This window comes from Salinarimonas chemoclinalis, assembly GCF_041514305.1.
Taxonomy (GTDB): Bacteria; Pseudomonadota; Alphaproteobacteria; order Rhizobiales; family Beijerinckiaceae; genus Salinarimonas; species Salinarimonas chemoclinalis.
This window is the reverse complement of sequence record NZ_JBGMWH010000006.1, coordinates 59,599-85,777: the sequence shown is the minus strand read 5'-3', so window position 1 is coordinate 85,777 and position 26,179 is coordinate 59,599. Positions and strand designations below refer to the sequence as shown.

The 26,179-nt window shown below is 73.1% G+C and carries 23 protein-coding genes; 11 read left to right on the top strand and 12 right to left on the bottom strand.

The window, feature by feature from the left end; translation table 11 throughout:
* Positions 1 to 10 precede the first annotated feature (10 nt).
* The 3 genes from AB9M23_RS12150 to AB9M23_RS12140 all read right to left on the bottom strand — a co-directional run bounded on the left by AB9M23_RS12150 (position 11) and on the right by AB9M23_RS12140 (position 3,572).
* Complete coding sequence (locus AB9M23_RS12150) at positions 11 to 982, bottom strand: radical SAM protein (RefSeq protein WP_372424811.1); 972 nt, start codon at positions 980 to 982, stop codon at positions 11 to 13.
* 326 nt (positions 983 to 1,308) lie between these two features.
* On the bottom strand, positions 1,309 to 2,367 hold the full coding sequence (locus AB9M23_RS12145; RefSeq protein WP_372424810.1) for a DegT/DnrJ/EryC1/StrS family aminotransferase: 1,059 nt from the start codon (positions 2,365 to 2,367) through the stop codon (positions 1,309 to 1,311).
* 20 nt (positions 2,368 to 2,387) lie between these two features.
* Positions 2,388 to 3,572 carry an acyl-CoA dehydrogenase family protein gene (locus AB9M23_RS12140; RefSeq protein ID WP_372424809.1) on the bottom strand — a complete coding sequence of 395 codons (1,185 nt, stop codon included), beginning with the start codon at positions 3,570 to 3,572 and terminating at the stop codon, positions 2,388 to 2,390.
* A gap of 194 nt (positions 3,573 to 3,766) precedes the next feature.
* Between AB9M23_RS12140 and AB9M23_RS12135 the strand changes: the two genes are divergently transcribed.
* Together AB9M23_RS12135 and AB9M23_RS12130 are read left to right on the top strand one after the other, a co-directional pair.
* A complete protein-coding gene (locus AB9M23_RS12135) occupies positions 3,767 to 4,804 on the top strand; it encodes a hypothetical protein (protein WP_372424808.1) in 1,038 nt (345 codons plus the stop codon).
* 71 nt (positions 4,805 to 4,875) lie between these two features.
* A complete protein-coding gene (locus AB9M23_RS12130) occupies positions 4,876 to 5,685 on the top strand; it encodes a GntR family transcriptional regulator (protein WP_372424807.1) in 810 nt (269 codons plus the stop codon).
* Here AB9M23_RS12130 and AB9M23_RS12125 read toward each other — a convergent pair whose 3' ends face one another.
* Positions 5,686 to 7,152 (bottom strand): ThiF family adenylyltransferase, encoded by a 1,467-nt coding sequence (locus tag AB9M23_RS12125; protein WP_372424806.1) that lies wholly within the window; start codon positions 7,150 to 7,152, stop codon positions 5,686 to 5,688. It lies immediately after the preceding gene.
* Positions 7,149 to 7,424 carry a hypothetical protein gene (locus AB9M23_RS12120; protein ID WP_372424805.1) on the bottom strand — a complete coding sequence of 92 codons (276 nt, stop codon included), beginning with the start codon at positions 7,422 to 7,424 and terminating at the stop codon, positions 7,149 to 7,151. The genes AB9M23_RS12125 and AB9M23_RS12120 overlap by 4 nt, the downstream gene beginning before the upstream one ends.
* A 117-nt stretch (positions 7,425 to 7,541) precedes the next feature.
* On the opposite strand from AB9M23_RS12120, the gene AB9M23_RS12115 reads away from it, so the two are divergent.
* The 4 genes from AB9M23_RS12115 to AB9M23_RS12100 all read left to right on the top strand — a co-directional run bounded on the left by AB9M23_RS12115 (position 7,542) and on the right by AB9M23_RS12100 (position 11,893).
* The gene (locus AB9M23_RS12115) at positions 7,542 to 8,447 is read left to right on the top strand and encodes a glucosamine kinase nucleotide-binding domain-containing protein (protein ID WP_372424804.1); all 906 of its coding nucleotides are present in this window, start codon (positions 7,542 to 7,544) and stop codon (positions 8,445 to 8,447) included.
* Positions 8,448 to 8,536: 89 nt separating this feature from the next.
* A complete protein-coding gene (locus AB9M23_RS12110; RefSeq protein ID WP_372424803.1) occupies positions 8,537 to 10,039 on the top strand; it encodes an ABC transporter substrate-binding protein in 1,503 nt (500 codons plus the stop codon).
* Between the two features lie 67 nt (positions 10,040 to 10,106).
* Entirely contained in the window at positions 10,107 to 11,057 is a 951-nt protein-coding gene (locus AB9M23_RS12105; protein WP_372424802.1) for an ABC transporter permease, read from the top strand.
* Positions 11,057 to 11,893: an ABC transporter permease gene (locus AB9M23_RS12100; protein WP_372424801.1), complete on the top strand. Its 837-nt coding sequence runs from the start codon at positions 11,057 to 11,059 to the stop codon at positions 11,891 to 11,893. The genes AB9M23_RS12105 and AB9M23_RS12100 overlap by 1 nt, the downstream gene beginning before the upstream one ends.
* 111 nt (positions 11,894 to 12,004) lie before the next feature.
* Here AB9M23_RS12100 and AB9M23_RS12095 read toward each other — a convergent pair whose 3' ends face one another.
* From AB9M23_RS12095 to murA, 3 genes are all read right to left on the bottom strand, one after another.
* A complete protein-coding gene (locus AB9M23_RS12095) occupies positions 12,005 to 13,054 on the bottom strand; it encodes a CNNM domain-containing protein (RefSeq protein ID WP_372424800.1) in 1,050 nt (349 codons plus the stop codon).
* Positions 13,051 to 14,427 carry a hemolysin family protein gene (locus AB9M23_RS12090; RefSeq protein ID WP_372424799.1) on the bottom strand — a complete coding sequence of 459 codons (1,377 nt, stop codon included), beginning with the start codon at positions 14,425 to 14,427 and terminating at the stop codon, positions 13,051 to 13,053. Before AB9M23_RS12090 ends, AB9M23_RS12095 begins: the two co-directional genes overlap by 4 nt.
* Positions 14,428 to 14,584: 157 nt before the next feature.
* Positions 14,585 to 15,856 carry a UDP-N-acetylglucosamine 1-carboxyvinyltransferase gene (murA, locus tag AB9M23_RS12085; RefSeq protein WP_372424936.1) on the bottom strand — a complete coding sequence of 424 codons (1,272 nt, stop codon included), beginning with the start codon at positions 15,854 to 15,856 and terminating at the stop codon, positions 14,585 to 14,587.
* Positions 15,857 to 16,018: 162 nt separating this feature from the next.
* Here murA and nagA point away from each other — a divergent pair, with 162 nt between their 5' ends.
* Positions 16,019 to 17,143: an N-acetylglucosamine-6-phosphate deacetylase gene (gene nagA, locus AB9M23_RS12080; RefSeq protein ID WP_372424798.1), complete on the top strand. Its 1,125-nt coding sequence runs from the start codon at positions 16,019 to 16,021 to the stop codon at positions 17,141 to 17,143.
* A gap of 61 nt (positions 17,144 to 17,204) precedes the next feature.
* Positions 17,205 to 18,284, top strand: coding sequence for an alanine racemase (locus tag AB9M23_RS12075; protein WP_372424797.1), 1,080 nt, complete (start codon positions 17,205 to 17,207; stop codon positions 18,282 to 18,284).
* 16 nt (positions 18,285 to 18,300) lie between these two features.
* On the opposite strand, the gene AB9M23_RS12070 is transcribed toward AB9M23_RS12075, so the two are convergent.
* The 3 genes from AB9M23_RS12070 to AB9M23_RS12060 are packed head-to-tail and all read right to left on the bottom strand — an operon-like array spanning position 18,301 to position 20,661.
* Positions 18,301 to 19,473, bottom strand: a complete 1,173-nt coding sequence (locus AB9M23_RS12070; RefSeq protein WP_372424796.1) for an MFS transporter — start codon at positions 19,471 to 19,473, stop codon at positions 18,301 to 18,303.
* Positions 19,470 to 20,252 (bottom strand): NUDIX hydrolase, encoded by a 783-nt coding sequence (locus AB9M23_RS12065; protein WP_372424795.1) that lies wholly within the window; start codon positions 20,250 to 20,252, stop codon positions 19,470 to 19,472. Before AB9M23_RS12065 ends, AB9M23_RS12070 begins: the two co-directional genes overlap by 4 nt.
* Position 20,253: 1 nt before the next feature.
* Positions 20,254 to 20,661, bottom strand: coding sequence for a DUF983 domain-containing protein (locus AB9M23_RS12060; RefSeq protein WP_372424794.1), 408 nt, complete (start codon positions 20,659 to 20,661; stop codon positions 20,254 to 20,256).
* A 197-nt stretch (positions 20,662 to 20,858) separates the two neighbouring features.
* Here AB9M23_RS12060 and AB9M23_RS12055 point away from each other — a divergent pair, with 197 nt between their 5' ends.
* Positions 20,859 to 22,598, top strand: coding sequence for a carbamoyltransferase C-terminal domain-containing protein (locus tag AB9M23_RS12055; protein ID WP_372424793.1), 1,740 nt, complete (start codon positions 20,859 to 20,861; stop codon positions 22,596 to 22,598).
* 29 nt (positions 22,599 to 22,627) lie between these two features.
* On the opposite strand, the gene AB9M23_RS12050 is transcribed toward AB9M23_RS12055, so the two are convergent.
* A complete protein-coding gene (locus AB9M23_RS12050; RefSeq protein WP_372424792.1) occupies positions 22,628 to 23,542 on the bottom strand; it encodes an NAD(P)/FAD-dependent oxidoreductase in 915 nt (304 codons plus the stop codon).
* Between the two features lie 216 nt (positions 23,543 to 23,758).
* Between AB9M23_RS12050 and AB9M23_RS12045 the strand changes: the two genes are divergently transcribed.
* Positions 23,759 to 24,883 (top strand): extracellular solute-binding protein, encoded by a 1,125-nt coding sequence (locus tag AB9M23_RS12045; protein ID WP_372424791.1) that lies wholly within the window; start codon positions 23,759 to 23,761, stop codon positions 24,881 to 24,883.
* 213 nt (positions 24,884 to 25,096) lie between these two features.
* Complete coding sequence (locus tag AB9M23_RS12040) at positions 25,097 to 26,179, top strand: ABC transporter ATP-binding protein (protein ID WP_372424790.1); 1,083 nt, start codon at positions 25,097 to 25,099, stop codon at positions 26,177 to 26,179.

The window sequence follows — 26,179 nt, the reverse complement described above, 5'->3', positions numbered from 1 at the left end:
GCCGAAACGATCAGGCGACCGCGAGGCGGTGCTTGGCGTGGATCGACCCCTCCGGCTTGCGGCAGGTCCGGCAATGGCCGGCGGCGCAGCGACCCTCGCGGTCGAGCCGCGCGCGGAAGTCGAGACCTCGGGCGAGCACCGCCTCGGCGCTCTCGTCGAACAGGTTGCCGATCACGCCCTCACGGCCGTGGCTGATGACGCAGATCGAGACCTTGCCGTCCGGCGCGAGGCACATCGTGTGGCCCGCCCAGAAGCACGCGCCCTGCGGCACCGGCAGGCGCGGGTTGACGTCCTGCATCATGCGCTGGTGCAGGCGATCGTCGGTCTCGAGGTCCGAGAGGCTCATGACCGGGTGGTGCGCGCCGCCGGGCAGGAGCGGCGTCACGAGCACGTGGTCGTCGACCTCCCCGAGCAGCGAGACGAAGCGCGGGTCCCAGCTGTCGCGGGGCTCGCCGAGATCGATCTGGTAGACGCCGATCTCGACGTGATCCGCTCCCCGGCCCGACCGGCGCGCCTCCTCGAGCAGGGTCTCGAGCCCGCGCAGGGTCTTCTCGAAGGTGCCGGCGCCGCGGTTGAGGTCGTGGGAGAGCGCGTTGCCGCCGTCGATCGAGACGAAGATCTTGTGGCGCACGGGGACGGCGAGGATGCTGCGGACGCGCTTGCGCGTCAGCATCGTCCCGTTGGTGTGCCATTGCAGCTTCACGTCGGGGAGCGCCGCGCGGGTCACCGCCAGAAGCTCCTCGAATCGCGGGTTCATCAGCGGCTCGCCCCGCCAGTTGAGGTGAATGCCCTTCACCTCGAGCGCTGGCGAGGCCGTGAGCTTCGCGAGCGCGGCGTCGAGGTCCTCCGGCTCGAGGTCGAGCTTGCCGTGGCTCTGCTTGGTGTAGCACAGCCGGCACTCGAGGTTGCAGCGCGTGGTCGGATCGAGCCACAGCCAGATCGGCTGCGGATCGCGATGCCGGCCTCCGTCGGCGTGGGACATGCGTCCGTCCTCCGCATCAAAGTGGTGCCATACTGGTATGATATGATCCAGTTGGCAAGATGATCCCGTCACGCGCCGCATCACCGCCGCGCGCGCCTGCTCGTCGCCATCCCGAGCCCCTTATTTCATAAGGCTAGCAGGCGCACGCAGCGGCGAGAGCCGACATCGTGCGCAGCTGCGCCCCCTCGGGAATTCACGCGCATTATTCTGTGTTCGCGCGCTCTACTCTACCTCTGCTAGCCTACCGAACACGTACCACTACGTCAACCCGGAGATGTCGCCGATGTCCCGTCCGCCACCCGGCGGGCGAGCACGCCGCCGTCCGCCTAGCCGACGACGATCCCGACGGCGGCGCGCTCGGCCGCGGTCCGCGGGTAGTAGAGCGGCACGCACCAATGGTTCTCGGCCACCCAGTCGGTGTTCGGGAGCGACACGTCCCGGCCGAAGATGCGGTGGCAGGGCAGCTCGTAGACCCGGCCCGTGGAGCGGGCGATCGGCTCGAACACGACATACTTGTACAGCCCGCTCGTCATGCCCTCGGGCAGGCTCAGGCGGCTCGGGTGGCGCGCATCGAGCACGGTGCGGGCGTAGGCGTTCTTCCACGCCACGATCTCGGGCAGGCGCTTGACCTGCACGACGCCGAGCGCGGCGCGGAACTCGTCGAGCCGGTGGTTCATGCCCTGCACCCGGTAGCGCGAGCCGCGCCCGTAGTCCCGGTAGGAGCGCAGGTGCGCGATCAGGCCCTCGTCGGCGCCGACCGCGATGCCGCCCTCCCCCGTCGAGACCGTCTTCGTCGCGTAGAGCGAGTAGATCCCCGCGAGGCCCCAGCTCCCCGGCTTGGCCCCGTTCCAGGAGGCACCGGCCGCGTGCGCGCAATCCTCCAGGAGAACGATGCCCTCGGCCCGGCAATACTCGGCGATGCGGGCGACGTCGAAGGCGATGTGGCCGCCGATGTGGACGATCCAGGCCGCCTTGGGCCGGCACGCCTGCGCCTTCGCGACGAAGTCCTCGAAGGAGCCGCAAAGGTCGGTGCGGTTGCAGTCGTAGAAGACCACCTCGGCGCCTGCGTTCAGCGCCGCGCGCGGCGTCGCGAGGAAGGTGTTGGAGGGGCACAGCACGGTCTCGCCCGCGACACCGACGTAGTCGAGCACCGCGGCCGCCGCCCCGGCCCAATTGTCGAAGGCCACCGCGGGCAGGTCGTTCAGCGCGCTCCACGCCGCTTCCAGCTCGGCGATCTCGTCGCCGTGGCTCCAGCGGCTCGAGCGCAGGACCCGTCGCCAGCGCGCCATCACCTCCTCCTCGTCGCGCTCGTCGAACGCGACGGTGAAGGGCAGGTCCGGCACGGGGTCCCGCGCCAGGTCCTGCGGGGCTGTGTGGTCGATCATGGCACGGTGCTCCGATGCGCTCACAGGACGGTATCCTCGCCGCCGACGCCGAGCAGCGCCGCGCCGAGCGCACGGGCCTGGGCCTCGACCTGGTTCGCGGCGTGCTGGCGCGCGGCGGCGATGTCGGCGGCGTAGCGGCCGAACGGATGCGCGCGCGACAGGCCCGAGGCGCCGCAGGCCTTGAAGAGGCGCGCGGCCAGGAGCGTGCAGCGCTCGGCGCATCGCGTCGCCTGGAGCCGGTAGAGCATCCGGTCGGCGACGGGCGCCTGCACGCCCCGCTCGGCATGCGCCATCAGCCGCGCGAAGTTGATGCGCATCATCGTGGCCATCTCGTCGATCGCCGCGCGGGTCTCGCCGGCGACCTGCTGGGCCACGGGATCGTGCGCGATCGCCTGCCCGGTGACCGCGACGCGCGCGCGCGAATGCTCGAGGAAGGCGTCGAGGAAGCCCTGGAGCGCCCCGATCGCCGGCGTGGTGATGTTGCGGAAGAGGAGCTGCGGCAGCGGCAGCCGGTAGAGGGGCGCCGTGCCGACGGCGAGCCCGGGGCTCGTCCCGGCGAAGCGGTCCGCGTGGCGATGGGCGCGGTGGGCCGGCACGAAGACGCTCTCGACGCTCACGTCCTGGCTGCCCGTGGCGCGCAGGCCCGTCGTGTCCCAGGTCCGGTGGATCGCGACGTCGCCCCGCGGCACGAGGAAGACGCGCAGGTCCGGCGGGCCGTCCGGATGCGCCACCTTCCCGGCCAGGAGCAGCCAGTCGCAATGATCGGCGCCGCTGGCGAAGCCCCAGCGGCCGGAGAGCCGCACGCCGCCCGCGACCGGCTCGGCGACGCCGGTCGGCATGTAGGAGCAGGCCATCAGGGCATCGGGGTCCGTGCCCCAGACGTCGTCCTGGGCGGCCTCGTCGAAGAGCGCGAGATGGAAGGCGAGCGTGCCCATGACGCCCTGCAGCCAGCCCGTCGACATGTCCGCCTCCGACAGGGCCATCTGCACGGCGAAGAAGGTCTCGGGCGCGGCCTCGGCGCCGCCGTACCGGGCCGGCTGGAGCAGCCGGAAGAGCCCCGCGTCGCGCAGGGCGGCGATCACCCGATCCGGCAGCCGCGCCGCCCGCTCGCCCTCGCCGGCGCAGTCGCGTACCAACGGGAGCAACGCGCGCGCCCGCGAGACGGGATCGGCGGCGGCCTGTGCCGGGAAAGCGGGATGCGTCATCGTGCACCTCCTGCCGCGGGCGCCGCGCCGATGAGCATGCCCCATCCGCGATTGCGCCGGGCCACAACGACGGTGGGCGATTGCGGCGATCTCGAGGCGCATGACCGTGCGCCAATCCGACTTCCGGTATGCTACCTTCTCAGGACCATCGGGTCTATCATGGCCCGAACGACAGCGTTCGGGAGGCCGCCGCCGTGCCCACCTTCGCGCTCAAGGGCGCCCTCGCCGACGTCGCCCAGCTGGAGGCGCGCGCCGCCGCGCTCGTCGCCATGGGCCGGCCCGTCGTGCTGGAGCTCCACACCTTCGGCGCGCGGGACGTCGACACGGCGCAGGGCCGCGCCGCCTCCCGCGCCGCCGTCGCACGGCTGCGCGAGCGCGCCCCGGACGCGCGCCTCGTCCTGCACGTGCCGGTCCAGCAGGTGCCGATCGTCACGGAGGTGTTCTTCGACGTCGGCCAGTGCGAGCGGGCGATCGCGCTCGCCGGCGAGATCGGTGCGGAAGCGCTCGTGATCCACCGCTACGGCGCGCTCGTCCTGGGGAACCGGCCGCCGCGGATCGGCTCGAAGGCGGAGGCGGTGGCACGCTTCGAGTCGATCGTGCGCGACCTCGCCCGCCGCGCGCCGGACCTGACGTTGCTCGTCGAGAACATCGGCCACTACGCGCTCCTGCCGCGGGACGGGACGAGCTTCCTCGCCGGGCCGATCGATCACTTCTTCCCCTGGGAGATCGCCGCGTTCCGGGATTTCTGCGCGCGCGAGGGGATCGGCAACGTCGCGCCCTTCGTCGACGTCGCGCACGCGACGCTCTCGTCGAACCTGTTCAACCGCAAGCGCGCCTGCCCCGCGGCCCTCGCCGGGGACCCGCGCGCGGCCTGGATCGACGCCGACGATCTCGACCGGGCGGCACGTCTCCACCCGTTCGACTTCGTCGATCCGGCGATGCCCTGGCTGCACGTCTCGGACGCGGTGCTCCTCGGCGTGGCGGAGGTCGCCGATCCGACGCTGCCGGAGCCGCGGCTCGTGGAGGGCATCGTCTCGGAGGGGCTGGAGATCGGGACGGGCGCCCTCCCCTTCGCCGCGCTCGCGCCCCGGCTCGGCGCGGCGGCGACGCTCGTCGTCGAGGTCGAGCCCGGGCCGGGCGAGAGCCACGTCGAGAACGGCGCGCAGGTGCGCTCCCTCGCGCGGCTCGCCGCGCTGCTCGGGGACGCGCCCCGCACCGTCGGGGACGCGTGAATTCCGCGGCGGATGATGCTAGGCCGAACGCGGAGAGCGGGCGGGCGCGCCGCGGGGCGCACGGAGGCACGATGACGAGCACGGCGAGCGCGGGGCGGGCGCGCCAAGAGGGCGGGGCGAGACCCGACGCCAAGGCCGAGATCCTCGCGGCGCTCGACGCGCGCACCGACGCGACCCCGCGCTACCTCCAGCTCGCGGGAGCGCTGCGCCACGCCATCCAGCGCGGCGTCTTCCGCGCCGACGAGGCGCTCGCCTCCGAGCGCGACCTCTCCGCCTGGACCGGCTTCGCCCGCATCACCGTGCGCCACGCCATCGAGGTGCTCCTGCGCGAAGGCATCCTCGTGCGGCGGCAGGGATCGGGCACCTTCGTCACCCGCCGCATCGAGCAGCCGCTCTCGGTGCTCGCGAGCTTCAGCGAGGAGATGTCGACGCGCGGGCGCCGGGCGGGCTCGCTCTGGCTGTCGAAGGAGGCCGCGCGCGTCTCCCCGGCGGAGGCGCTGGCGCTGGGGCTCGGCCCGCACGAGACGGTCGTGCGCCTCTCGCGGGTGCGCACGGCCGAGGACGAGCCGCTCGCCATCGAGACCGCGACGGTGCCGACCTGGGCGCTCGCCGGACCCGAGGCGGTCGACGCCTCGCTCTACGCCGCGCTGGCCGCCGCCGGCTGCCGTCCCGTGCGGGGCGTGCAGCGCCTGCAGGCGTCCCTCGCCACGGCCGAGGAGGCGCGGCTCCTCGCCGTCGCGCCGGGCTGCGCCATCCTGCGAATCGAGCGCCGGGCCTTCCTCGCCGACGGGCGCCCGGTCGAGCTCACGGTTTCGGCCTATCGCGGCGACCGCTACGACTTCGTCGCGACGCTGCGCGCCACCGACCAGGACGGCGGCTGATCAGGGGAGGCTGCGCACCGGCGCCCAATGCGGCGGCGGGACGACGGGCGCCGTGTCCGCCGCCTGGTCGGCGAAGCCGCGGGTCCGGGTGCAGACGCAGCCCGGCCGCGCGCGCTGCGGGCGGTCCACCGCGCCGAGGCAGTCCGACACGAGGTCGAGCTGGAGGCGCTCGAACCGCGGATCGAAGCGCCCCGTCAGCCAGCCCACGGCGAAGCCCGCCGCGAGCGTGCCCCCCGTCGTCGTGATCCACGAGACGGTGTCGATCTGCGGGATCGCGGTGGCGATCGGGTCCGGCCGCTCGCCGCGGGCGCGGGCCGCCTCGGCCTGGGCCTGCGCGGAGAGCCGATCGGCCGGCGACATCAGCTCCTGGGCGACCCGCACCTCGCTGATCATGCCCCGGCAGCGCGGGCACGGGTCGTCCGGCAGGAATCGCACGAGCTGCACGAGCTGCCCGGTCACGACGCCGTCCGCGCCCTCGATCAGCCCGCCGATGTCGATCGCGGGAATCGCGAAGCGCCGGGCGACGTCGGCCACCGCGAGGCGGCTCGCATGCTGGTCCGTGCAGCCGAGCAGCAGGTCCGCCCGGACCACCGCGTCGACGATCTCCGGCTGCGGCAGCTTGCCGATGTAGGCCTCGACCACGACGTCCGGCGCGAAGGCGGCGACGTGGCGGCGGGCGATCGCGACCTTCGGCACGCGGTCGACCACGTCCTGCGGCACGCTGCCGTGCAGCCGCTCGAGGTTCGAATCGCTCGCGTGGTCGGCGTCGACGACGATGAGGCGGCCGACGCCGGCGCGGGCGAGGATCGGGATCGCCGACGAGCCCGTCGCCCCGGCGCCGACGAGGGCGACGGTCGCGCGCTGGAGGCGCTGGTAGGCCTCGCGCCCGAAGGCGCTGGTGAGCCGCGCGACGCGCTCCGGCGGCATCGGCGCGGGCGGGGGACGGCGGCCCTCGGGCCAGCATACGATATCGGGGCGCCGCCCCGCCGCGACCCGCGTCACCGGGCGCCAGGAACCGCCGACGCACACCCGGCCCGAGACCGCGATCTCCGGGCCGGTGTCGCCGGTCACCCGCGAGAGGATGAGGCTCGCGAACGGCCGGCCGGGTGCGAAATCCGCGAGATACCCGACGAGGTAGTCGTCCAGCTCGTCGTCGGCGGCGCTCGGACGCGGATCGGCGCCGCCCGGGTGCGTGTGGACGAGCCCGACGGCGAGCGGGTGCTCCTCCGCCGCCAGCGCCACGTCGCGCAGCCAGCGGCCGTCGATGCGCACGGCATCGGCGGTGCCGACGACGGCACCCTCCGGCGGCGGATCGACGCCCGCCAAGGCGAGGACGAGCCCCTGCGGCGTCTCGCGCCAGCCGAGCCGGACGAAGGCGGCGCTCTCGCGGGCGTCGTCGGCGAGGAGGAGCCGCTCCAGCGCGTCGAGCTCCGGCGCGGCGAGCCGGACGAGCACGCCCGCGCTCATGGGGCGTCCGCGGCGGGCGCGCCGCCCATGACGTATTGCCGGGTCACGAGGAACTCGGCGTGCGGCGCGATCGGCGCGGGGTCGTCGAGCGCGCAGGCGACCAGCGTCCCGTCGGCCGCCTGCACCTCGACCACCGCGTTGTCGGCGGGAACCCCGAGAAGGGCCGCGATCCCCGACCCGGTGAGGCCGGGGGCGACCGAGAAGGGCCGCCGGTTGACGCGGATCTCGACGATCGCGGCCATATCGCCGGCCGGGGCGGACGTGCTATCCATGTGGTCCTATTCCGCGAGGGCGCCGGTCGCGGCGCGTCGGTCGCGACAGGGTACAACCATCGGCGGTCGTGCGCCATCCTCGCGAGGGGACCGGCGCCGCCGCAGAGGAGTGACGCGATGAGCTCGACCGGCCCCGCCGCGAACGCGCCGCCGCTCTATCTCGGCGTCGACGGCGGCGGCACCGGCTGCCGGGCCCGCGTCGAGACGGCGGAGGGCACGGTGCTCGGGCAGGGTCTCGCCGGGCCGGCGGCGACGCGCTTCGGCATCGAGCGCTCCTGGGCCGCGATCCTCCAGGCCGCCGAGGCGGCGATCGCCGAGGCGGATCTCGGCGCGGCCGAGATCGCGCGCATCCGCGCCGGGATCGGCGTCGCCGGGCTCGGGCGCAAGGGCGCGCGCGAGGCGTTCGAGGCGCTCGCGCACCCCTTCGCGTCGATCGCCTTCGCCACCGACGGCCTCGTCGCCTGCCTCGGCGCGCACGCCGGCCGGGACGGCGCCATCGTGATCTGCGGGACGGGCTCGTGCGGGCTCGGGCGCGTGGAGGGCCGCGACCTGCGGGTGGGCGGCTGGGGCTTTCCCATCTCCGACGAGGGCTCCGGCGCGGATCTGGGGCTCCAGGCCGTCCGAGTCGCCCTGCGCGCCGCCGACGGCCGCCACGAGGCGAGCCCGCTGACCCGCGAGGTGCTCGCCCGCTTCGGCGACGACCCGCTCGAGGCGGTCGCGTGGATGGATCGCGCCACGGCGACGGACTACGCCACCTTCGCGCCGCTGGTGATGCGCCACGCCGATGCGGGAGATCCCGTCGGCCGGCGCCTCGTCCAGGCGGGCGCCGAGCAGATCGACGGGCTGGTGCGCGCGCTCGTCGACCGCGGCGCGCCGCGGGTGAGCCTGATCGGCGGGCTGTCGAGCGCCGTGGAGGCCTGGCTCGCGCCGGACGTGCGCCGGCGCCTCTCGCCCGCGCTCGACGACGCCGTCACGGGCGCGATGCACCTCGCCGGCCGCCCCGCCGGCGACGCTCCGGCCTAGTGCGGCAAGTGGCTTGCAATTGGTATTATAGCGGACTACCAATAACGAAGCAGGCGGCCGGGATCCGCCGACAACGGGAGGACGAGACGATGAAGCGTTTGATCTCGACGGCGGCCCTCGTCGCCGCGATGAGCGTAGGCGCCGGTGCCGCGGGCGCGCAAGTGCTCGAGCTCGCGGTATCGGATTCCCCGGCCGGTCTCGACCCGCACATCGTGACCGCCTTCGCCTCGTTCCAGGTGGTCAACGGCACGGTCTACGAGGCGCTCACGGAGGTCGGTCCCGACCTGCGAATCCGCCCGTCGCTGGCGGAGAGCTGGGAGGTCTCCGACGACGGGACGACCTACACCTTCACCCTGCGCGAGGGCGTGACCTTCCACGACGGCTCGGCCATGACCGCCGAGGACGTGGTCGCCTCGATCGAGCGCGTCAAGTCCGAGGCCATCGGCTCGCCGCTGGCGAGCCGCGTCGCGGCCGTCGCCGGCGCCAGCGCCGTGGACGAGCGCACCGTCGAGATGACGCTCTCCGAGCCCTCCGCGCCCTTCCTCACGCAGCTCGCCTCGATCGCCATCGTGCCGAGCGCGTTCCAGGCCGATGCGGAATCGCTCCAGCAACAGCCGGTCGGCACCGGGCCGTTCGCCTTCGAGGAGTGGCAGCCGAACAACTTCATCCTGCTCGGCGCCAACGAGGACTATTGGCGCGACGGAATGCCCAAGCTGGACGGCGTGCGCTTCAACATCGTACCCGAATCCGCCACCCGCCAGGTCGGCATCGCGAGCGGCCAGTACCAGATGCTGCCGAACATCGACGCGGCGACGGCGCTGCAGCTGCAGGGCCGTCCGGGCGTTGTGCTGCAGGACACGCTCGAGCTGTCGTACACGCTCATCGGCATGAACACGTCGCAACCGCCCTTCGACGATCCGCTGGTGCGCCAGGCGGTGAACTACGCCCTCGATCGCGAGGCGATCGTCCAGGCCGCCCTGTTCGGGTCGGGCGTTCCGGCCGGCCCGCTCTCTCCGGCGCTCGAGGCGTGGGCACGCGACGTGTCGGAGTTCCCGTGCTACCAGCATTCGCCGGAGCGGGCCCGCGAGCTCCTCGCCGAGGCCGGCGTGGAGACGCCGGTGAAGCTGACGATGCTCGTGCTGCCGCGCCAGGACATCCGCGACATCGCCCAGGTGGCGCAGGCGCAGCTCGAGGCGGCGGGCTTCGAGGTGGAGCTCAACATTCCCGAGCTCGGCACCTTCGTGCAGGACTGGCGCAACTCGAACTTCGAGATCTTCGCCTCGGCCAACGCCGGCTCGGTCGATCCGGACGACTTCTTCTACCGCGCCTTCCGCACCGGCGGCTCGACGAACGTGTTCAAGTACTCCGACCCGCGCGTGGACGAGCTGCTCGAGACCGGCCGCACGGAGCGCGACGAGGCGGCGCGCAAGGCCGCCTACGACGAGCTCCAGGGCATCCTCGCCTGCGAGGGCCCGGTGGCGCACGTCGCCTACGGCCAGCTCTACACGGCGACGCGCGAGGGGCTCTCGGGCTTCGAGATCATCGCCAACCGCTCGCTGTCGACCCTCGCCGAGACGTCCACCGCGCAGTGAGACGCGTCGCCCACGGGCGGCCGGCCGGCCCCGCGCCGGCCGGCCGCCCCTCTCGCCGGGACACGGGATGCGCCGCTCCTTCATCCTCTCGCGCCTGACCGACCTCGTCGTCGTGCTCTTCGGCGTGTCGGTGATCACCTTCCTGATGATCCGCCTCGTCCCCGGCGACGCGGTCGCGATCATGCTCGGCGCCAACGCGGAGGTGACGCCGGAGCGGATGGACGAGCTGCGCGCCCGCATCGGCCTCGACCAACCGATCGTCGTGCAGTACCTCCACTGGATCGGCGGCGTCCTCACCGGCGATCTCGGCCAGTCGCTGTGGACCCGCCGTCCGGTGATCGACGAGATCGCGGTGCACATCTGGCCGACGATCCAGCTCGCCGGGCTCTCGCTCGTCATCGGCGCGGCGCTGGCCGTGCCGCTCGGCGTGCTGATGGCGCGGCTGCGCGGGCGCGGCTGGGAGATCGGGCTGCAGATCGGCTCGGTGGCGGGGCTCACCGTTCCGTCCTTCTGGCTCGGGATCATGATGATCCTGGCGCTCACCACGCTCGCGCCGGGCGTGCAGATGCTGGGCTACGTGCCCTTCTCGCAGGATCCGCTCGGCAACCTCGCCCGCCTGATCCTGCCGGCGATCGCGCTCGCGCTGCCGATCCTCGCCAACCTCGCCCGGCTCGTGCGCTCGGCCATGCTCGACGCGCTCCAGCAGGACTACATCCGCACCGCCCGCGCCAAGGGCGTGTCGGAGCGGGCGATCCTCTACAAGCACGCGCTGCGCAACGCGCTGATCCCCTTCGTGACGTCGGTGGGCATCATGACCGGCTACCTGCTCTCCGGCGCCATCGTCGTGGAGCAGGTCTTCGCCATACCCGGGCTCGGCCGGCTCCTGCTCGGCGCCATCGCCGAGCGCAACTATCCCCTCCTCCAGGCGACGATCCTCCTCGTCACCGTGGTCTTCGTGGCGGTGAACTTCGTCGTCGACCTCGTCTACGCCTGGATCGACCCGCGGGTGAAGACCTGATGGCCTCGGCAGCTCCCGCCACCGCGCGGCGCCGGCCGCCGACCGTGCTCATCGTCGCCTCCGGCTTCCTCGCCGCGACCGTTCTACTCGCGCTCGCGGCACCGCTCGTCGCGCCCTACGATCCGCTCGCCCAGAGCGTGATGGCGCGGCTGCGCGGCCCCGGCGCCGCGCATTGGCTCGGCACCGACCAGTTCGGCCGCGACCTGCTCACGCGCATCCTCTACGGCCTGCGCGCCTCCCTCGCGATCTCCTTCGGCGCGGTGGGGCTGGCGCTGCTCGTGGGCGGCACGCTCGGCCTGATCTCGGCCTACTATCGCGGCTGGACGGAACGCATCGTCATGCGCGTCATGGACGTGCTCTTCGCCTTCCCGGTGATGCTGCTCGCCATCGGCATCATCGCCGTGCTCGGCCCCGGCGCGACCACCACCGCGGCGGCGATCGCGATCGTCTACACGCCGATCTTCGCGCGCCTCCTGCGCGGCCCCGCGCTCGTCGTGGCGACGAGCGACTACGTGATGTCGGCGCGCTCGATCGGGGCCTCGGACGCGCGGATCATCGCGCTGCACATCCTGCCCAACCTCGCCAGCGTCGTGCTCGTGCAGATGAGCCTGCTCATGTCCACCGCGATCCTGGTCGAGGCCTCGCTCTCGTTCCTCGGGCTCGGCACACAGCCGCCGACGCCTTCGCTCGGCATGATGCTGGCGGAAGGCCGCAACTTCCTGCTGCTGTCGCCCTGGTCGGCGGTGTTCTCGGGCCTCGCGATCCTGTTCGTCGCCTTCGTGCTCAACTTCTTCGGCGACGTGCTGCGCGACCAGCTCGATCCGCGGCTGCGCTAGAGCATCATCCCAGCGAGTGGAGTCCGGTCGCGGGAAAATGATGCGAAAAATCGAGAATCTAGAGCGCCCGACCCGACCCCGTCGGGTCGGAAGGCGCTCTAGCGCTGCGCGTCAGCGGGCGGCGACGCGGTGTACGGGCGCCGCCTCCTGGAGTGCTTCGGCGGCCGGCAGGACGCGCTTCAGGATCTCGGCGAGGCCGACGATGCCGCGCACGCGGTCGTCCTCCATCACGACGGCGAGCTGGACGCTCGCCGCGCGCATGCGCGCGAGCGCCTCGTAGACGGGCGTCTGCGCCGCGAGCATGAATGCGGGGCGTGCGCTCTCCCGTGCGCAGTGGTCATCCGGCAGCAGCAGGGTGTCGCGCACGTGAACCACCGACGGCGCTCCGTCGGCGTCGAGCATGAGGATGCGCATGTGTCCCGACTGCAATGCGGCGGCGCGCACGGCGGCGACGGTCGCCTCCGAGGTCACGTGCATCGGCGCCGCCCCGGGCGCCACCAGGGCGTCGATCCGCAGGGTTCCGAGGTCGATGAGCCCGGAGATCTGCCGCTGCACGCCCGGCTCGAGCGTACCGACCTTCGCCGAATGTTCGACCAGCTGCCGAATGGTCGCGATGTCCCGCCCGCCGACCGCGGCGCTCTCGACCGGCTCGACCCCCGACGCCTTCACGAGGCGGTTGGCGAGAGCGTTCACCCGGCTCAGCAGCGGCCTGAGCAGCCAGATGTACCCCCGCGAGACGACGCCGATGGCCAACGCGGATCGTTCGGGGTGCGCGATCGCCCAGGACTTCGGCGCCATCTCGCCGATGACGAGATGCAGGAACGTCACGACGAACAGCGAGAGGGCGAACGCCGCGCCGCCGCCGGCCCATTCCGGCGCGCCCCACGTCGTGAACAGCGGGTCGAGCCAGCCGTCGACGGCCGGCTTCGTGATCGCGCCGAGGGCGAAGGTGCAGGCGGTGATGCCGAGCTGCGCCCCGGCGAGCATCAGCGTCAGGTCGTTCATGCCGCGCAACGCGGCGCGTGCGGAGCGGCTTTCCCCGGCGAGCGCTTCGAGGCGTTGCCGCCGGGCGCCGAGGAGCGCGAACTCGATGACGACGAAGAACGCGCTCGCGGCGATGAGGGCGATGGTCGCGAGCGTGACGATCAGCGGGTCGGTCATCGCTCGCCCTCCCCGATCGCCGACTCGACCAGCCGCACGCGGACCTCGGTCGGGACGTGGCGCTCGACGCGCAGGACATCGACCTCCAGCCGCTGCCGCACCGGATCGTCGGAGACGAGCTCGGCGGGGTCGACGGGCAGGTCGATCGTGACCGTGTCTCCTTCCGCCGGCAGGGCGCCGAGTTCGGAGATGAGCATGCCGGCCACGGTCTCGACGTCGCCACGCGGCAGATCGTACCCGATCGCGCGCTCGACCTCGTCGAGATGCACGTCTCCGCTCATGATCCAGACGCCGTCCCCGTCGGACGAGACGGGATCGCGGGCCGCGACGTCGTGCTCGTCGGTGATCTCGCCGACGATTTCCATGGCGAGGTCCTCGATCGTGAGCACGCCGGCGAAGCCGCCGTATTCGTCGATGACGCAGGCGAGCTGGTTGTTGGTGCGGCCGAGTTGGGTGAGGGCGTCGGGCAAGGCCATCAGCGTCGGCAGCACCGACGCGGGCCTCATCACGGAGGCGACGGTCTCTCCGGTCCGCCCCTCGGCGAGGCGGGCGAGCACGTCGGCGAGGTGAACGACGCCGACCGGCGTGTCCTCGTCGTCGATCACCGGGTAGCGCGAGTGGGACCGCGCCATCAGCTCGCGCAGATCGTCGAGCGTCGTCTCCGGGTGCACCCAATCGACCTGAGATCGCGGGATCATCGCGTGCTCGACGTCGCGGTTGGGAAAATCGAGGATGCGGTCCAGCATGATCGAGAGTTCGACCGGCAGATCTCCGCTCTCGCGCGAGTCGGCGATGATGCGCGGCAGATCGTCCGCCGAGGCGCTGACGTCGAGGTCGTGAACCGGCTCGATGCGCAGCGCCCGCAGCAGAAGGTTCGCGGACTTGTCGAAGAACCCGATCAGCCAGCCGAAGACCGTGAGGTAGACGAGGGTCGAGCGGGCGAGCCCGCGCGCGAGCGGCTCCGGGTTCGCGATGGCGAGGTTCTTCGGGTAGAGCTCGCCGAAGATCATCTGAATGATCGTGGCGGCCACCAGGGCCAGCACCGTCCCGGCCGCGATACCCACCTCGGTCGGGACTCCGACCCCGCCGAGCAGCACGCCGAGCGATCGGCCGACCAGCGGTTCGGCCACGTAGCCGACCAGGAGGCCGGTCACCGTGATGCCGAGCTGTGCGCCCGACAGCATGAAGCTCGTGCGCCGCGTCACCGCGAGCGCGCGTTCGGCCGAGACATCGCCCGTGGCCGCCCGCGTCGCGAGACGCGTGCGGTCGACGGCCATGTAGGCGAATTCCTGAGCGACGAAGTATCCGTTCGCGGCGATGATCGCCAGGATGACCAGGATACCGAGGAGGAGAACGATAATCGGTTCGATCACGGCGCGATGGCCTCGTGCGAGGCCGACACGGGTCGAGTACTTGCTGGCGGGTGGTCCACGGCGTGTATGACGCCTCCTGGGAGAGATCCGGCGCGCATATGGCGACGGAACATGGCGGCGTCAAGGCGGGGCCGTCGGTCCGAACGCCCGCGCGGCCTCACGCGCCCGCCCGCGTCTCCCGCCGGATCACCGCGCCGCAGCGCACCAGCTTGCGGTCGAGTTCCTCGTAGCCGCGGTCGAGGTGGTAGACGCGGCTGACCACCGTCTCCCCCGCGGCCGCCAGCCCCGCGATCACGAGGCAGACGGACGCGCGCAGGTCGGTCGCCATCACCGGCGCGCCCTTGAGGCGGCGGCCGCCGCGCACGAGCGCGGAGGTGCCCTCGAGCCGGATGTCGGCGCCGAGCCGGGCGAGCTCGGGGACGTGCATGAAGCGGTTCTCGAACACCGTCTCGCGCACCAGCGCAGCGCCCTCGGCGACGCTCGCGAGCGCCATGTACTGCGCCTGGAGGTCGGTGGGGAAGCCGGGATAGGGCTCGGTCGTGACGTCGACGCCGCGCAGCGGCCCGCTGCCGTCGACCATCAGCCCGCGATCGGTGGGGAAGAGCCGCACGCCGGCGCTCTCGAGCACCTCGCCGACGACGGCCAGATGCTCGAGGTGCGCGCCCGACAGCTCGAGCCGCCCGCCGGTGATCGCGGCGGCGATGGCGTAGGTGCCGGCCTCGATCCGGTCCGGCACGATCTCGTGGCGGGCCGCGCGCCACATGGTCGGGCCGGATACGCGGATCCGGTGCGTGCCCGCGCCCTCGATCGTCGCGCCCATGGCGTGGAGGCAGGCGGCGAGGTCCTGCACCTCGGGATCGCGCGCGGCGTTGAGGATCTCGGTCTCGCCGCGCGCGCGGGTCGCGGCCATGATCGCGGTCTCGGTCGCGCCGACCGACGGGCTCGCCAGCACGATGCGCCCGCCGACGAGGCCGCCGGCGGGCGCCTTCGCCACGATCACGCCCGCCTCGATCCCCACCTGCGCGCCGAGCGCGGAGAGCGCCTTCAGGTGCAGGTCGACGGGCCGCGCGCCGATGGCGCAGCCCCCCGGCAGCGACACCCGCGCCTCGCCGAAACGGGCGAGCAGCGGGCCGAGCACCAGGACGGAGGCGCGCATGCGGCGGACGCTGTCGTAGGGCGCCTCGCCGTTGCGCGCCGCGGCGGCGTCGAGCACGGCCTCGTGGGGGCCGGCGCGCTCGACGTGGAGGCCGTAGCTCTCGACGAGCCGCAGCATGGTCTCCACGTCGGCGACCCGCGGCAGGCCGGCGAGCCGCACCGGCGCGTCCGAGAGGAGCGCCGCGGCGATCTGCGGCAGGGCGGCATTCTTCGCCCCGGCGATCGCCACCGCGCCCTCGAGCCGCCGGCCACCCTCGATCACGAGCACGTCCATGAAGCCCTCCCGCGCATGCCGCCGCTTGCCGCTGCGCACCCTGTGGTCCTATGGTGGTCTTCGTTCGGTGAGCCCGCCCGGCGAGCCACGACCGTCGCAGGCAACGCGCCGCGAGGCAAGACCGCAGCGCCGCTTCCCGCAGCCATTCGTCTGGAGCCGCCCATGACCGCCTTCGCCATCGCGGCCCCGCGCCTGTTCGACGGCGAGACCATCCGGGACGAGGCCGTCGTCGTCGTCGAGGACGGCCGCATCGCCGCCGTCGGCGACGCCGCGCGGGCGCAGGGCCTGCCCTGCACGCGGCTGACGCAGGGCGCGATCCTCGCGCCGGGCTTCGTCGATCTCCAGGTGAACGGCGGCGGCGGCGTCCTCCTCAACGACGACCCGAGCCCCGCCGCCGTCGAAGCCATCGTCGCGGCCCACCGCGCGCACGGGACGACGGCGCTCCTGCCGACGTTGATCAGCGACACGGAAGCGGTGCTCGACCGGCTCGTCGCCGCCGCGCCCGCGATCGCGCGCGTGCCGGGCGTGGCGGGCTTCCACGTCGAGGGTCCGTTCCTCGCGCCGAACCGCCGCGGCGTCCACCGCGCGGAGGTCCTGCGCACGCCGGGCGACGCGGATTTCGCGCGGCTCGCCCGGCTCGCGGCGATCGCGCCGACGATCCTCACGCTCGCGCCGGAGCGGCTCGCGGACGGCGCGATCGCGCGCTTCGTCGCGGCGGGCGTACGGGTCTTCATCGGCCATTCGGACGCCGATGCGGAAACGGTCGCCCGGGCGGTGGCGGAGGGCGCGGTCGGCGCGACGCATCTCTACAACGCCATGTCCCAGTCCACCGCGCGCGAGCCCGGCGTCGTCGGCGCGGTCCTCGACGACCCGCGGCTGGGCGCCGGGATCATCTGCGACGGTCTGCACGTCCATCCTGCGAACCTGCGGGGCGCCTACCGCCTGATGGGCGCGCGCCGCCTCGCCCTCGTCACCGACGCCATGCCCTCGCTCGGGTCGGCCGAGGGCGGATTCGTGCTGCAGGGGCGCCCGATCCGGCTCGAGGACGGCCGTCTCACGGCGCAGGACGGCACGCTCGCGGGGGCGCATCTCGGCATGGACGAGGCCGTGCGCAACGCCGTGCACCTGATGGGCGCCTCCCTCGTCGACACGCTGCGGATGGCGACCGCCACTCCCGCCGGCCTCGCGGGCCTCGGCGACGGGCGCGGCCGCGTCGTCCCCGGCGGCCGTGCGGATCTCGTCGCGCTCGACGCGGCGCTCGCGGTCGTCCAGATCTGGTCGCGCTAATCGTTTTCCTCATGTGGGCGAGTGCTCTAGAGAGTCGTCGTCAGCGCATGGAGGCCCGCCCGTGACCGATCTCGCCAACCGTATCGCCCGACGATTCGGCTCGCCCGCCGTCGTGATCGACCTCGACGTCGTCGCCCGCAACATCGCGCGCCTCCAGGCGGCCTGCGACGCGGCCGGCCTCGCGAACCGCCCGCACGTGAAGACCCACAAGAGCCCGATCCTCGCGCGCATGCAGGTGGAGGCCGGGGCGCGCGGCATCGCCTGCCAGAAGCTCGGCGAGGCGGAGGTGATGGCCCAGGGCGGCCTCGACGACATCCTGATCGCCTACAACATCCTGGGCGCCGACAAGATCGGCAGGCTCGGCGCGCTCCTGCGCACGACCCGCGTCATGGTCTGCGCCGACAATCCCACCGTCGTCGCCGGCCTTCCCGAGGCCGGGGCGATCGCCGGGCGGCCGCTCGGCGTCGTCGTCGAGTGCGACACGGGCCGCGCGCGCGCCGGCGTCACCACCCCCGAGGAGGCTGTGAGCCTCGCGCGCGACATCGCCTCGCGCGACGGGCTCGCCTTCGAGGGCCTCCTCCTCTACGGACCCGAGGACGCCGTCGCGCAGACGCAGGCCTTCCTCGACGCGACGCTGGCCGGGCTCGCCGCGCACGGCCTCGCCGCACGGATCGTCTCGACCGGCGGCACGCCGAACCTGCGCGATCTCGGGCGGATCGTCGGCGCGACCGAGCACCGTTCGGGCACGTCGATCTTCAACGACAGGATGATGATGGCCTGCGGCGCCGCCGGGCTCGCGGACTGCGCGCTCCACGTCGTCGCCACCGTGGTCAGCCGCGCCGCGCCCGATCGCGGCATCCTCGATGCCGGCTCGAAGACGCTCACCAGCGACACCGGCGGCGGGCTCGACGGGTTCGGGCTCGTGCGCGAGTACCCGCAGGCGCGCATCGCCCGCTTCGCCGAGGAACACGGCTTCCTCGACCTCTCGGCCTGCCCGGAGAAGCCGGAGGTCGGCGCGGTCGTGCGCATCGTCCCCAACCACGTCTGCGTCACGGTCAACATGCACGACCGCTACGTCGCGGTACGCGGCGAGGAGATCCTCGGCGAGATCCCGGTCGCCGCGCGGGGTCGCGTGTCCTGATCGGCGCGACGCGCGATCAGCGCCGGGACGCCGCCATCCGCGAGACGACCACCACGAGATAGACCGCGAACAGCAGCGCCGTCGCATACGCGAAGCCGTGCGGACGCACGAGGTCGAGCCCGCCGCCGATCACGGGAGGGCCCACCATCATGCCGACATTGTAGAGGATGACGAAGGCGGCGTTGGCCGAGGCGAGGTCGGGCCCCGAGAAGCGCGCGCCCAGATGCGCGAGCCCCACCGTGTAGAGCGCGCCGACGACGCCGCCCCAGACGAAGAGCACGGCCCAGAACACGACCGGCGTCTCGGCGACGAACGGCATCGCGAGGGAGCCCGCGACGCCGACCAGCGCGGCGGCGAGCAGCACGAGGCGCCGATCCATGCGGTCCGAGAGGAGGCCGATCGGGATCTGGAGCGCGACGTTGCCGAGCGCGACGAGGCTCACCAGGAAGGCGGCGCCCTCGGCGCTCATGCCGAGCGCGACGCCGTAGACCGGCAGGATCGCGAAGCCGCCGGTCTCCACCGCGCCGAACACGAGCGCGGCGATCGTCGCGATGGGGGCGACGAGGATCATCGAGACGACGGAGCGCGCCGGGCCGTGGCCGATGGTCGGGGAGAGGCCGCGGGCGAGGAGCAGCGGCAGCGCGGCGACGCACACCAGCAGCGCGCCGGCGATATAGGGCGCCCAGCCGCTCGTCCCCACGAGGGCGAGCACGGCGGGGCCCGCGGCGAAGCCGAGCGCGAGCACGGTCGCGTAGATGCCCATCACGAGCCCGCGCCGCCCCGGCGGCGCGACGGCGTTGATCCAGTACTCGGAGAGTACGAACAGGCAGCCGATCGCCGCCGAGAACACGAAGCGCAGCGGGAACCAGGCGGCGAAGGAGAAGAACACCTTGAAGGCGATCATCGTCGCCGCGGCGACGAAGACCGCGCCCCACAGCAGCGTCGAGACCCCGAAGCGGGCCGCGAGGCGCGGCGCGAAGGGCACGAACATCACCGCCGCGAGCCCGGCGATCGCCGTGTTCGCCCCGATGCCGATGCCCGAGACGCCCATGCGCTCCATCTCGAGCGAGAGCAGCGGGATCGACAGCGACAGGCCGACGCCGACCGCGCTGATGCAGCCGATCGCGGCGGCGATCGAGGCGACGCGCTGCCGGTCGATGCCGGGCTCGGGGCGCGCGATCTCGCTCATACCTCCTCGCGCACGAAGACGCCGCGGACCATGTGGTAGTAAGGCACCGGCAGCATCGGCGAGAAGCCGGCCTGTACCCGCGCCGCGAGCTCGTCGAGCACGACGGTGGTGACGGTCGGCAGGTCGAGCCTGCGCGCCTCGTCGAGGGAGACCCACACGAGCTCGACGAGTTCGGAACTCTCCCCCACGACGCCCTCGACCTCGTGGCAGATCGCGGCGCGATCGACGGCGAAGAAGCGCGTGTCGAAGCGCTTGGGCCGCCGCGGCGGGGTGATGGCGCGGGCGATGAACCGCAGCGCGTCGAGCTCGGGATAGACGCCCTCGCGCACGAAGTCCGCCCACGACCCCTCGATCTCGAGGTCGGGCGGGCCGTAGTCCTTCGAGCCGAGCATGAGCCCGGTCTCCTCCCAGGTCTCGCGGATGGCGGCGAGCGCCAGCGCGCGGTTCCTGCCCGAGGAGGGCCGCGTCACCCGCGCCGAGAGGGCGGCGTCCGTTCGGTCGTCGAGCATGCCGGCGGCGACCATGCGCCGGTCGCCCGGCTCGATGCGCCCGCCGGGGAACACGAACTTGCCCGGCATGAACTTGTGGCCGTCGTGACGGCGCCCCATCAGCAGCCGGGGCACGCGGCCCGATCCGTCGATGACGATCAGGGTGGCGGCGTCGCGCGGGCGCTGGTTCGCCCACGTCTGCTCGCGCTCGGCCTGCGTCAGGCGCTCCGCCAGCGCCGTCCCGGTCTCGCCCCCGATCGTTGCCCCGGTCTCTCGCCCCGTATCCCGCACCTCACCCCGTCCTTTCCCCGCCCGCACCGAATCCATGCATGCCGAGCGCGTATTGCAGGCCGACGACGGCGCCCTTGACCGGCTGCATCAAGGCGAGCGTCATCGAAAGCGTCAAGGCCGGCCAAACCGCGAGCGTCAGCCACAGGGGCCAGTCGAGGTTGGTCTCCGTGAGCAGGATCCCGTAGCCGACGATGTGGCCGACGATGAAGATCGTCACGTAGGGCGGCAGGTCGTCGGCGCGGTGGTGGTGGAGCTCCTGCCCGCAGGCGTCGCAGACGTCCGCCACCTTCAGGAAGCCGCGGAACGCGCGCCCCTCGCCGCAGGCCGGGCAGCGGCAGGCGAGCCCGCGGCGCACGCCCCGCGTCCAGGAGACGCGCCCCGGCGCCTCGGCGATCGATTCGTCCGGCATCCGCGCCTCTCCTCTCGGCCTCGCCCTCGCGCTCGCGATCGCGCCCTGTCTCGACGAGATCGCGCGCCGGCGCAAGCGCGGCCGTTGCGCGTCCCTCCGCCGCGTCCCGCGTTTGCCCCGCGGCGCGGCTGTGCTAGCGAGGAGCCCCGTTCCGAGGGGCGCCCCCCGCGCCCCGCCGCGTCGAAGACCGCTTCCCGATGGCCCTCATCCTCTCGATCTCGTCGACCTCCCACGACGCCGCGGTGAGCCTGCACGACGATTACCGCACGCTCGCCGCCGTTCCGCTCGAGCGCGTCACCCGCGTGAAGTCGGACGGGCGGCGCCTGCCGCACGAGGCCGTCGCCGAGGCGCTGACGATCGGGGGCGTCGGCGCGCGCGACGTCGACGTGCTGTGCCTCGCGCGCGGGCACATGCCCGCGCGGCTGATGCGCTTCGGGCACGATCTCCACGGCCTGCGCCGGCGTGCGCAGATCCTGCTCGACCGGCTCGCCGGGCGCGAGCGCGGGGCGGTGCTCAAGAGCGAGCTGCACACGGCCCGCACGCTCGACGCGGCGCGCCTCCTCGACGCCGCGGCGCTGATGGCGGAACTCGGCCTGCGGCCCGACACCCGGCTCCACGTCTACAACCATCACCTCGCGCACGCGCTGCCGTGCCTGTTCCACAACCCCGATTGGGAGGACGCCCTCCTCTACACGTCGGACGGCGGGGGCGACGGCGTGTGCTACTCGATCCGCTCCTTCCGCGACGGCGCGCTCGAGACGCTCTACGGCGGCGACGAGTGGGTTCTGAAGGCGCCCCGCGTCGATTCGGTCGCGCTGGCCTACGGCTACGCGACGGAGGCGCTGGGCTACAAGATCCAGCGCCACGAGGGCAAGCTGACGGGGCTCGCCGCCTGGGGCGAACCGGTGCTGCGCGATAGGCTGCGGGGGCACTTCCGGGTCGACCCCGAGACCGGCGAGATCCTCTCCGACTTTCCCTCCACCAGGGCCATGCGCCGGGCGATCTTCGCAATGGCCGAGGGCGTCTCGCGCGAGGACGTCTCGGCGTCGGTGCAGGACCTCGCCGAGGAGACGACGCTCGCCGCCGTGCGCCGGTTGCTGGAGCGGCGCCGAAGCCGCAACCTCGGCGTCGCCGGCGGGCTCTTCGCCAACGTCAAGCTCAACCAGCGCCTCGTCGAGGAGGCGGGGATCGACCGGCTGTTCGTCTATCCCGCGATGAGCGACCAGGGCCTGCCGCCGGGCGGGGCGCTGTCCTACCTGCTCGAGCGCGACGGCCTGCCCCGCTGGCTCGCGAGCCGGGCGCGGCTCGAGAGCGTCTATCTCGGGCGCGACTTCGACGCCGTCGTCGACGCGCATCTCGCGGCCGAGCCCGGCCTCGCGCGGGTGTCGGACGATCCGATCGGCGCGAGCGTCGACGCCCTCGAAAGACGCGAGGCGGTGGCGCTCTACGCGGGGCGCATGGAGTTCGGCCCCCGCGCGCTCGGCGCGCGCTCGGTGCTCGCGGCGCCCGACGACCCGAGCGTCAACCAGACGCTCAACGCCCGCATGGAGCGCTCCGAGTTCATGCCCTTCGCGCCCTTCTGCGCGGAGGAGGACGCGGACACGATCTTCGACCTGCCGGCCGGCGCGCGCTACGCGGCCGAGTTCATGACCGTGACGTGCCGCGTGCGTGCGGACTGGCGCGAGCGGCTGGCCGGCGTGACCCACGTCGACGGCACGGCGCGCCCGCAGGTGATCCGGCGCGCGCTCAACCCGACCTACTGGGACATACTCGCCGCCTGGAAGGCGCGCACGGGGCTCCCGGCGCTGATCAACACGAGCTTCAACGTGCACGAGGAGCCGATCATCGACACGCCGGCACAATGCGCCCGCGCGCTCCTCGACGACCGGGTCGACGCCGTGGCGACCCGGCGCGCGCTCTACCGCCGCAGGACCTGAGCGGCGGCGGGGGCGGGCCCCGGGGCGTCTCACCATTCCTCGCGGCGCAGGCGATTGTGCACGTCGGTCGCCGCGATCTCGCCCTGGGCCATGGCGACGCCGAGCTGGTTCAGGCCCGTCACCACGTCGCCGACGGCCCATACGCCGTCGATCCCCGTCCGCTGGTGCGGGTCGGCGGGGATGCGGCCGTCCTCGGCCAGCGCGACACCGAGGTCGGCGGCGAGGCCGGAATGCGGGCGCATGCCCATCGCCGAGTAGAGCGCGTCGACGCGGATCTCGGCGCCGTCCGCGAGCCGCACCACGACGCCGGTTTCGTCCGCCTCCCGCAGGACGGCGGCGATCGGCACCTCCACGAGGCGGATGCCGGCGGCCTCGAGGCGCGCGCGACCGCCCTCCCCGCAGGCCAGCGCCGCGCCGTTGGTGAGCGCGACGATGTCGGGCGTGTAGCCGCGCAGGAACAGCGCCTCGCCGACGCAATGGTCGCCGCGGCCGAGCACCGCGAGGCGCTTGTCGATCATCTCGTAGGCGTCGCAGATCGGGCAATGGCGCACGAGCCCCGCCTTCACGGCCTCGAAGGCGTCCGCGATCGGCGGCTCGATGTCGGACACGCCGGTGGCGAGGACGAGGGTGCGCGCGCGGGTCTCGGCGCCCGAGGCGCGCCGCAGGAGAAAGACACCGTGCGGCTCGCGCGCGATCGCCTCGACGCGGTCGACGACGGGGCGGACGCCGTGGTCCGCGAGCTGATCGCGAAGCCGGCTCAGGAGCTCGTCGCCGCCGACGCCGCCGGGGAAGGCCGGATGGTTGCGCGAGCGCGGGATCCAGCGTGCGCGGGAATTCGCGCCGTCGAGGAGCGCGATCGTCCGCCGGAAGCGGGCGAGATAGACCGCGGCCGTGAGCCCGCCGATGCCGCCGCCGACGATGGCGCAGTCGTGCGCGTCTTCCATGTCGAGGAGATCTCCGGAGGCTCGGTGCGGCGGTCGGTATCCGGCCAACGCGCGGGAGCGCGGGAACGTTCGCCGCCGCGGGCCGAAGGTCCCCCGTGTACGCGTTGCCGCACCGGAATCCGTGGAAACGGTCATTGAGGTGTTGCAAACGGAGCTTAGCCGGTTTCCTCTCTCCGGGACCCGTCCGGGTCCAAGCCCTTTCGGGAGGAAACCACCATGTCCTTCGCCACCACCCGCCCGACCCGGCGCACGCTGCTGACCGGCGCCGCCGCGCTCGGCCTCGCCGCGCCCTTCGTCTCGCGTCGCGCCTTCGCCCAGTCCGGCACCGTCAACATCTTCGCCTGGGCCGGCTACGTCACCGACGAGATGCTCGCCAAGTTCGAGGCCGACACCGGCATCCGCCCGGTCTTCACGCCCTACGGCACCAACGACGAGCTCCTCAATCAGATGCGCGCCTCGAACGGCGCGGGCTTCGACGTGATCTGGCCGACGGTCGACCGCGTGCCGAACTACGTCGAGTTCGGGCTCGTCCAGCCCATCGACGAGAGCAAGGTGATGTGGGACCGCGTCATCGCCTCCGCCGTCTCCGGCTCGGAGAACATGGGCGCCGTCGTCGACGGCGAGCGCTACCAGGTCCCGTCCGACTGGGGCACCGAGGCGCTCTCCTTCGACCGCGAGCAGGCGCCGCTCGAGTACGGCTCCGCCTCCTACGGCGACATCTGGAAGCCGGAGATGGAGGGCAAGGCGACCGTGCGCGGCCATTCCGCGCTCGTCGGGATCGGCCTGTGGCTCGAGGGCGAGGGCCGGCTGCCGCGCCCGATGCGCGAGGCCTTCGGCTCGGAGGAGGCGATGGTCGAGGTCTACGACGTCATCCTCGCCGAGGCGATCGCGCGCAAGGGCAACGTCGCGCAGTTCTGGTCGAACGAGAACGAGGCTCAAGGAGCGTTCCGCGTCAACGGCGCGGCCATCGGCCAGACCTGGGACTCGACCGCCGCCGGCCTCGCCCGCGAGGGCCTGCCGATCGGCTACATCGCCCCGAAGGAAGGCGCGCTCGCCTGGATGGAGGGTCTCTCCATCCCCTCGCAGGCCGCCAACGTCGACGAGGCCTACGCCTTCATCAACTGGATGCTGACGCCGGAAGCCGGCGCCATGTACTCGAACGCCACCTCGATCAACTCGACCGCGGCCGGCGCGGACGCGCTCCTCTCGGACGAGGCCAAGGCCTTCTTCGCCGCGGCCTATCCGGGCGACGCGCTCGACAAGCTCTGGTGGTGGCCGATCCAGGAGAGCTGGTTCGTCGCCAAGCGCAACGAGTACCAGGACCGCTTCCTGTCGGCGTGATCCGCCGGTCCTTCCCAGTAGGGGAAGGTGGCGCCGGCGAAGCCGGTGACGGATGGGGCACGCCGGAGGCGTGTTCCGCGAAGCGGAAGCCGGGGTGGGGCGCCCGACGCACCCCACCCCTAGCCGGCTTTGCCGGCATTCCCCTCCCCTACAGGGAGGGACACGACACGTTGCGCCACGCTCTCGCGTGACGTGCAAGCCACGAGACACGTCATGTCCCACTCCGTCGCACTCGAGCGCATCACCATGGCCTTCGGCGCGACGAAGGCGGTCGACGACGTCTCCTTCACCGTCGAGCCCGGGGAGTTCTTCTCGATCCTCGGGCCCTCGGGCTGCGGCAAGACGACGATCCTGCGCATGGTCGCGGGGTTCCTCGCGCCGAGCATGGGGCGCGTGCTCATCGGCGATCGCGACATGGGCGGCCTCGGGCCGAACCAGCGCCCGACCGCGATGATCTTCCAATCGCTCGCGCTCTTCCCGCTGATGCCGGTGTGGGAGAACATCGCCTTCGGGCTGGAAGCCCGGGGCGTGCCCAAGGCCGAGCGCCGGCGCCGCGCCGAGGAGCTGCTCGAGCTCATCGCGCTCCCCGGGTACGGCGATCGCAAGATCGCCGAGCTCTCCGGCGGCCAGAAGCAGCGCGTCGCCATCGCCCGCGCGCTCGCCGTCGAGCCGCAGGTGCTGCTGCTCGACGAGCCGCTCTCGGCACTCGATCTCAAGTTGCGCCAGCACATGCGCGCGGAGCTGCGCGCGATCCAGAAGCGCACCGGCGTCACCTTCCTCTACATCACCCACGACCAGTCCGAGGCGCTCGCCATGTCGGACCGCGTCGCGGTGATGAGCGCGGGCGTCCTCCAGCAGGTGGCGGCGCCGCGCACGCTCTACGAGGACCCGGCGACGCCCTTCGTCGCCCGCTTCGTCGGCGAGACGAACGCGATCGCCGGGAGGGTGGCGCACGTCGCCGACGGCATCGCCGCCCTCGACACCGCCCACGGCCGGCTCTCGGCGCGCGCCGGCGCGGGCGTCGAGCAAGGGTGCCCCGCGACGCTCTACGTCCGGCCCGAGGCGCTCGGCATCGCCGCCGCGGACGCGCCGAGCGCGCTCGGCGCGCGGGTCGAGCGGCTCGATTTCGAGGGCGCCTTCGGGCTGCTGCACGCCGTCGCTGCGGACGGCGCGCCGGTTCTGGCCGCGCTGCCCTCCACCGCGCTCGGCGCCGCTCCGGCGCCGGGAGAGGATGTGCGCTTCGCCTTCGCGCCCCGCGACGCCGTCGCGCTCGGCACGGCGCCCGGGGAGGCGTGA

Excerpts from the sequence above, each read along its gene's own strand:
- AB9M23_RS12060 (WP_372424794.1), bottom strand. The coding sequence starts at position 20,661 with ATGCCGGACGAATCGATCGCCGAGGCGCCGGGGCGCGTCTCCTGGACG.
- nagA (WP_372424798.1), top strand. The coding sequence starts at position 16,019 with ATGACCGCCTTCGCCATCGCGGCCCCGCGCCTGTTCGACGGCGAGACC.
- AB9M23_RS12115 (WP_372424804.1), top strand. The coding sequence starts at position 7,542 with ATGAGCTCGACCGGCCCCGCCGCGAACGCGCCGCCGCTCTATCTCGGC.
- AB9M23_RS12120 (WP_372424805.1), bottom strand. The coding sequence starts at position 7,424 with ATGGATAGCACGTCCGCCCCGGCCGGCGATATGGCCGCGATCGTCGAG.
- AB9M23_RS12070 (WP_372424796.1), bottom strand. The coding sequence starts at position 19,473 with ATGAGCGAGATCGCGCGCCCCGAGCCCGGCATCGACCGGCAGCGCGTC.
- AB9M23_RS12100 (WP_372424801.1), top strand. The coding sequence starts at position 11,057 with ATGGCCTCGGCAGCTCCCGCCACCGCGCGGCGCCGGCCGCCGACCGTG.
- AB9M23_RS12050 (WP_372424792.1), bottom strand. The coding sequence starts at position 23,542 with ATGGAAGACGCGCACGACTGCGCCATCGTCGGCGGCGGCATCGGCGGG.
- murA (WP_372424936.1), bottom strand. The coding sequence starts at position 15,856 with ATGGACGTGCTCGTGATCGAGGGTGGCCGGCGGCTCGAGGGCGCGGTG.
- AB9M23_RS12045 (WP_372424791.1), top strand. The coding sequence starts at position 23,759 with ATGTCCTTCGCCACCACCCGCCCGACCCGGCGCACGCTGCTGACCGGC.
- AB9M23_RS12105 (WP_372424802.1), top strand. The coding sequence starts at position 10,107 with ATGCGCCGCTCCTTCATCCTCTCGCGCCTGACCGACCTCGTCGTCGTG.
- AB9M23_RS12095 (WP_372424800.1), bottom strand. The coding sequence starts at position 13,054 with ATGACCGACCCGCTGATCGTCACGCTCGCGACCATCGCCCTCATCGCC.
- AB9M23_RS12140 (WP_372424809.1), bottom strand. The coding sequence starts at position 3,572 with ATGACGCATCCCGCTTTCCCGGCACAGGCCGCCGCCGATCCCGTCTCG.
- AB9M23_RS12150 (WP_372424811.1), bottom strand. The coding sequence starts at position 982 with ATGTCCCACGCCGACGGAGGCCGGCATCGCGATCCGCAGCCGATCTGG.
- AB9M23_RS12125 (WP_372424806.1), bottom strand. The coding sequence starts at position 7,152 with ATGAGCGCGGGCGTGCTCGTCCGGCTCGCCGCGCCGGAGCTCGACGCG.
- AB9M23_RS12110 (WP_372424803.1), top strand. The coding sequence starts at position 8,537 with ATGAAGCGTTTGATCTCGACGGCGGCCCTCGTCGCCGCGATGAGCGTA.
- AB9M23_RS12040 (WP_372424790.1), top strand. The coding sequence starts at position 25,097 with ATGTCCCACTCCGTCGCACTCGAGCGCATCACCATGGCCTTCGGCGCG.
- AB9M23_RS12145 (WP_372424810.1), bottom strand. The coding sequence starts at position 2,367 with ATGATCGACCACACAGCCCCGCAGGACCTGGCGCGGGACCCCGTGCCG.
- AB9M23_RS12130 (WP_372424807.1), top strand. The coding sequence starts at position 4,876 with ATGACGAGCACGGCGAGCGCGGGGCGGGCGCGCCAAGAGGGCGGGGCG.
- AB9M23_RS12055 (WP_372424793.1), top strand. The coding sequence starts at position 20,859 with ATGGCCCTCATCCTCTCGATCTCGTCGACCTCCCACGACGCCGCGGTG.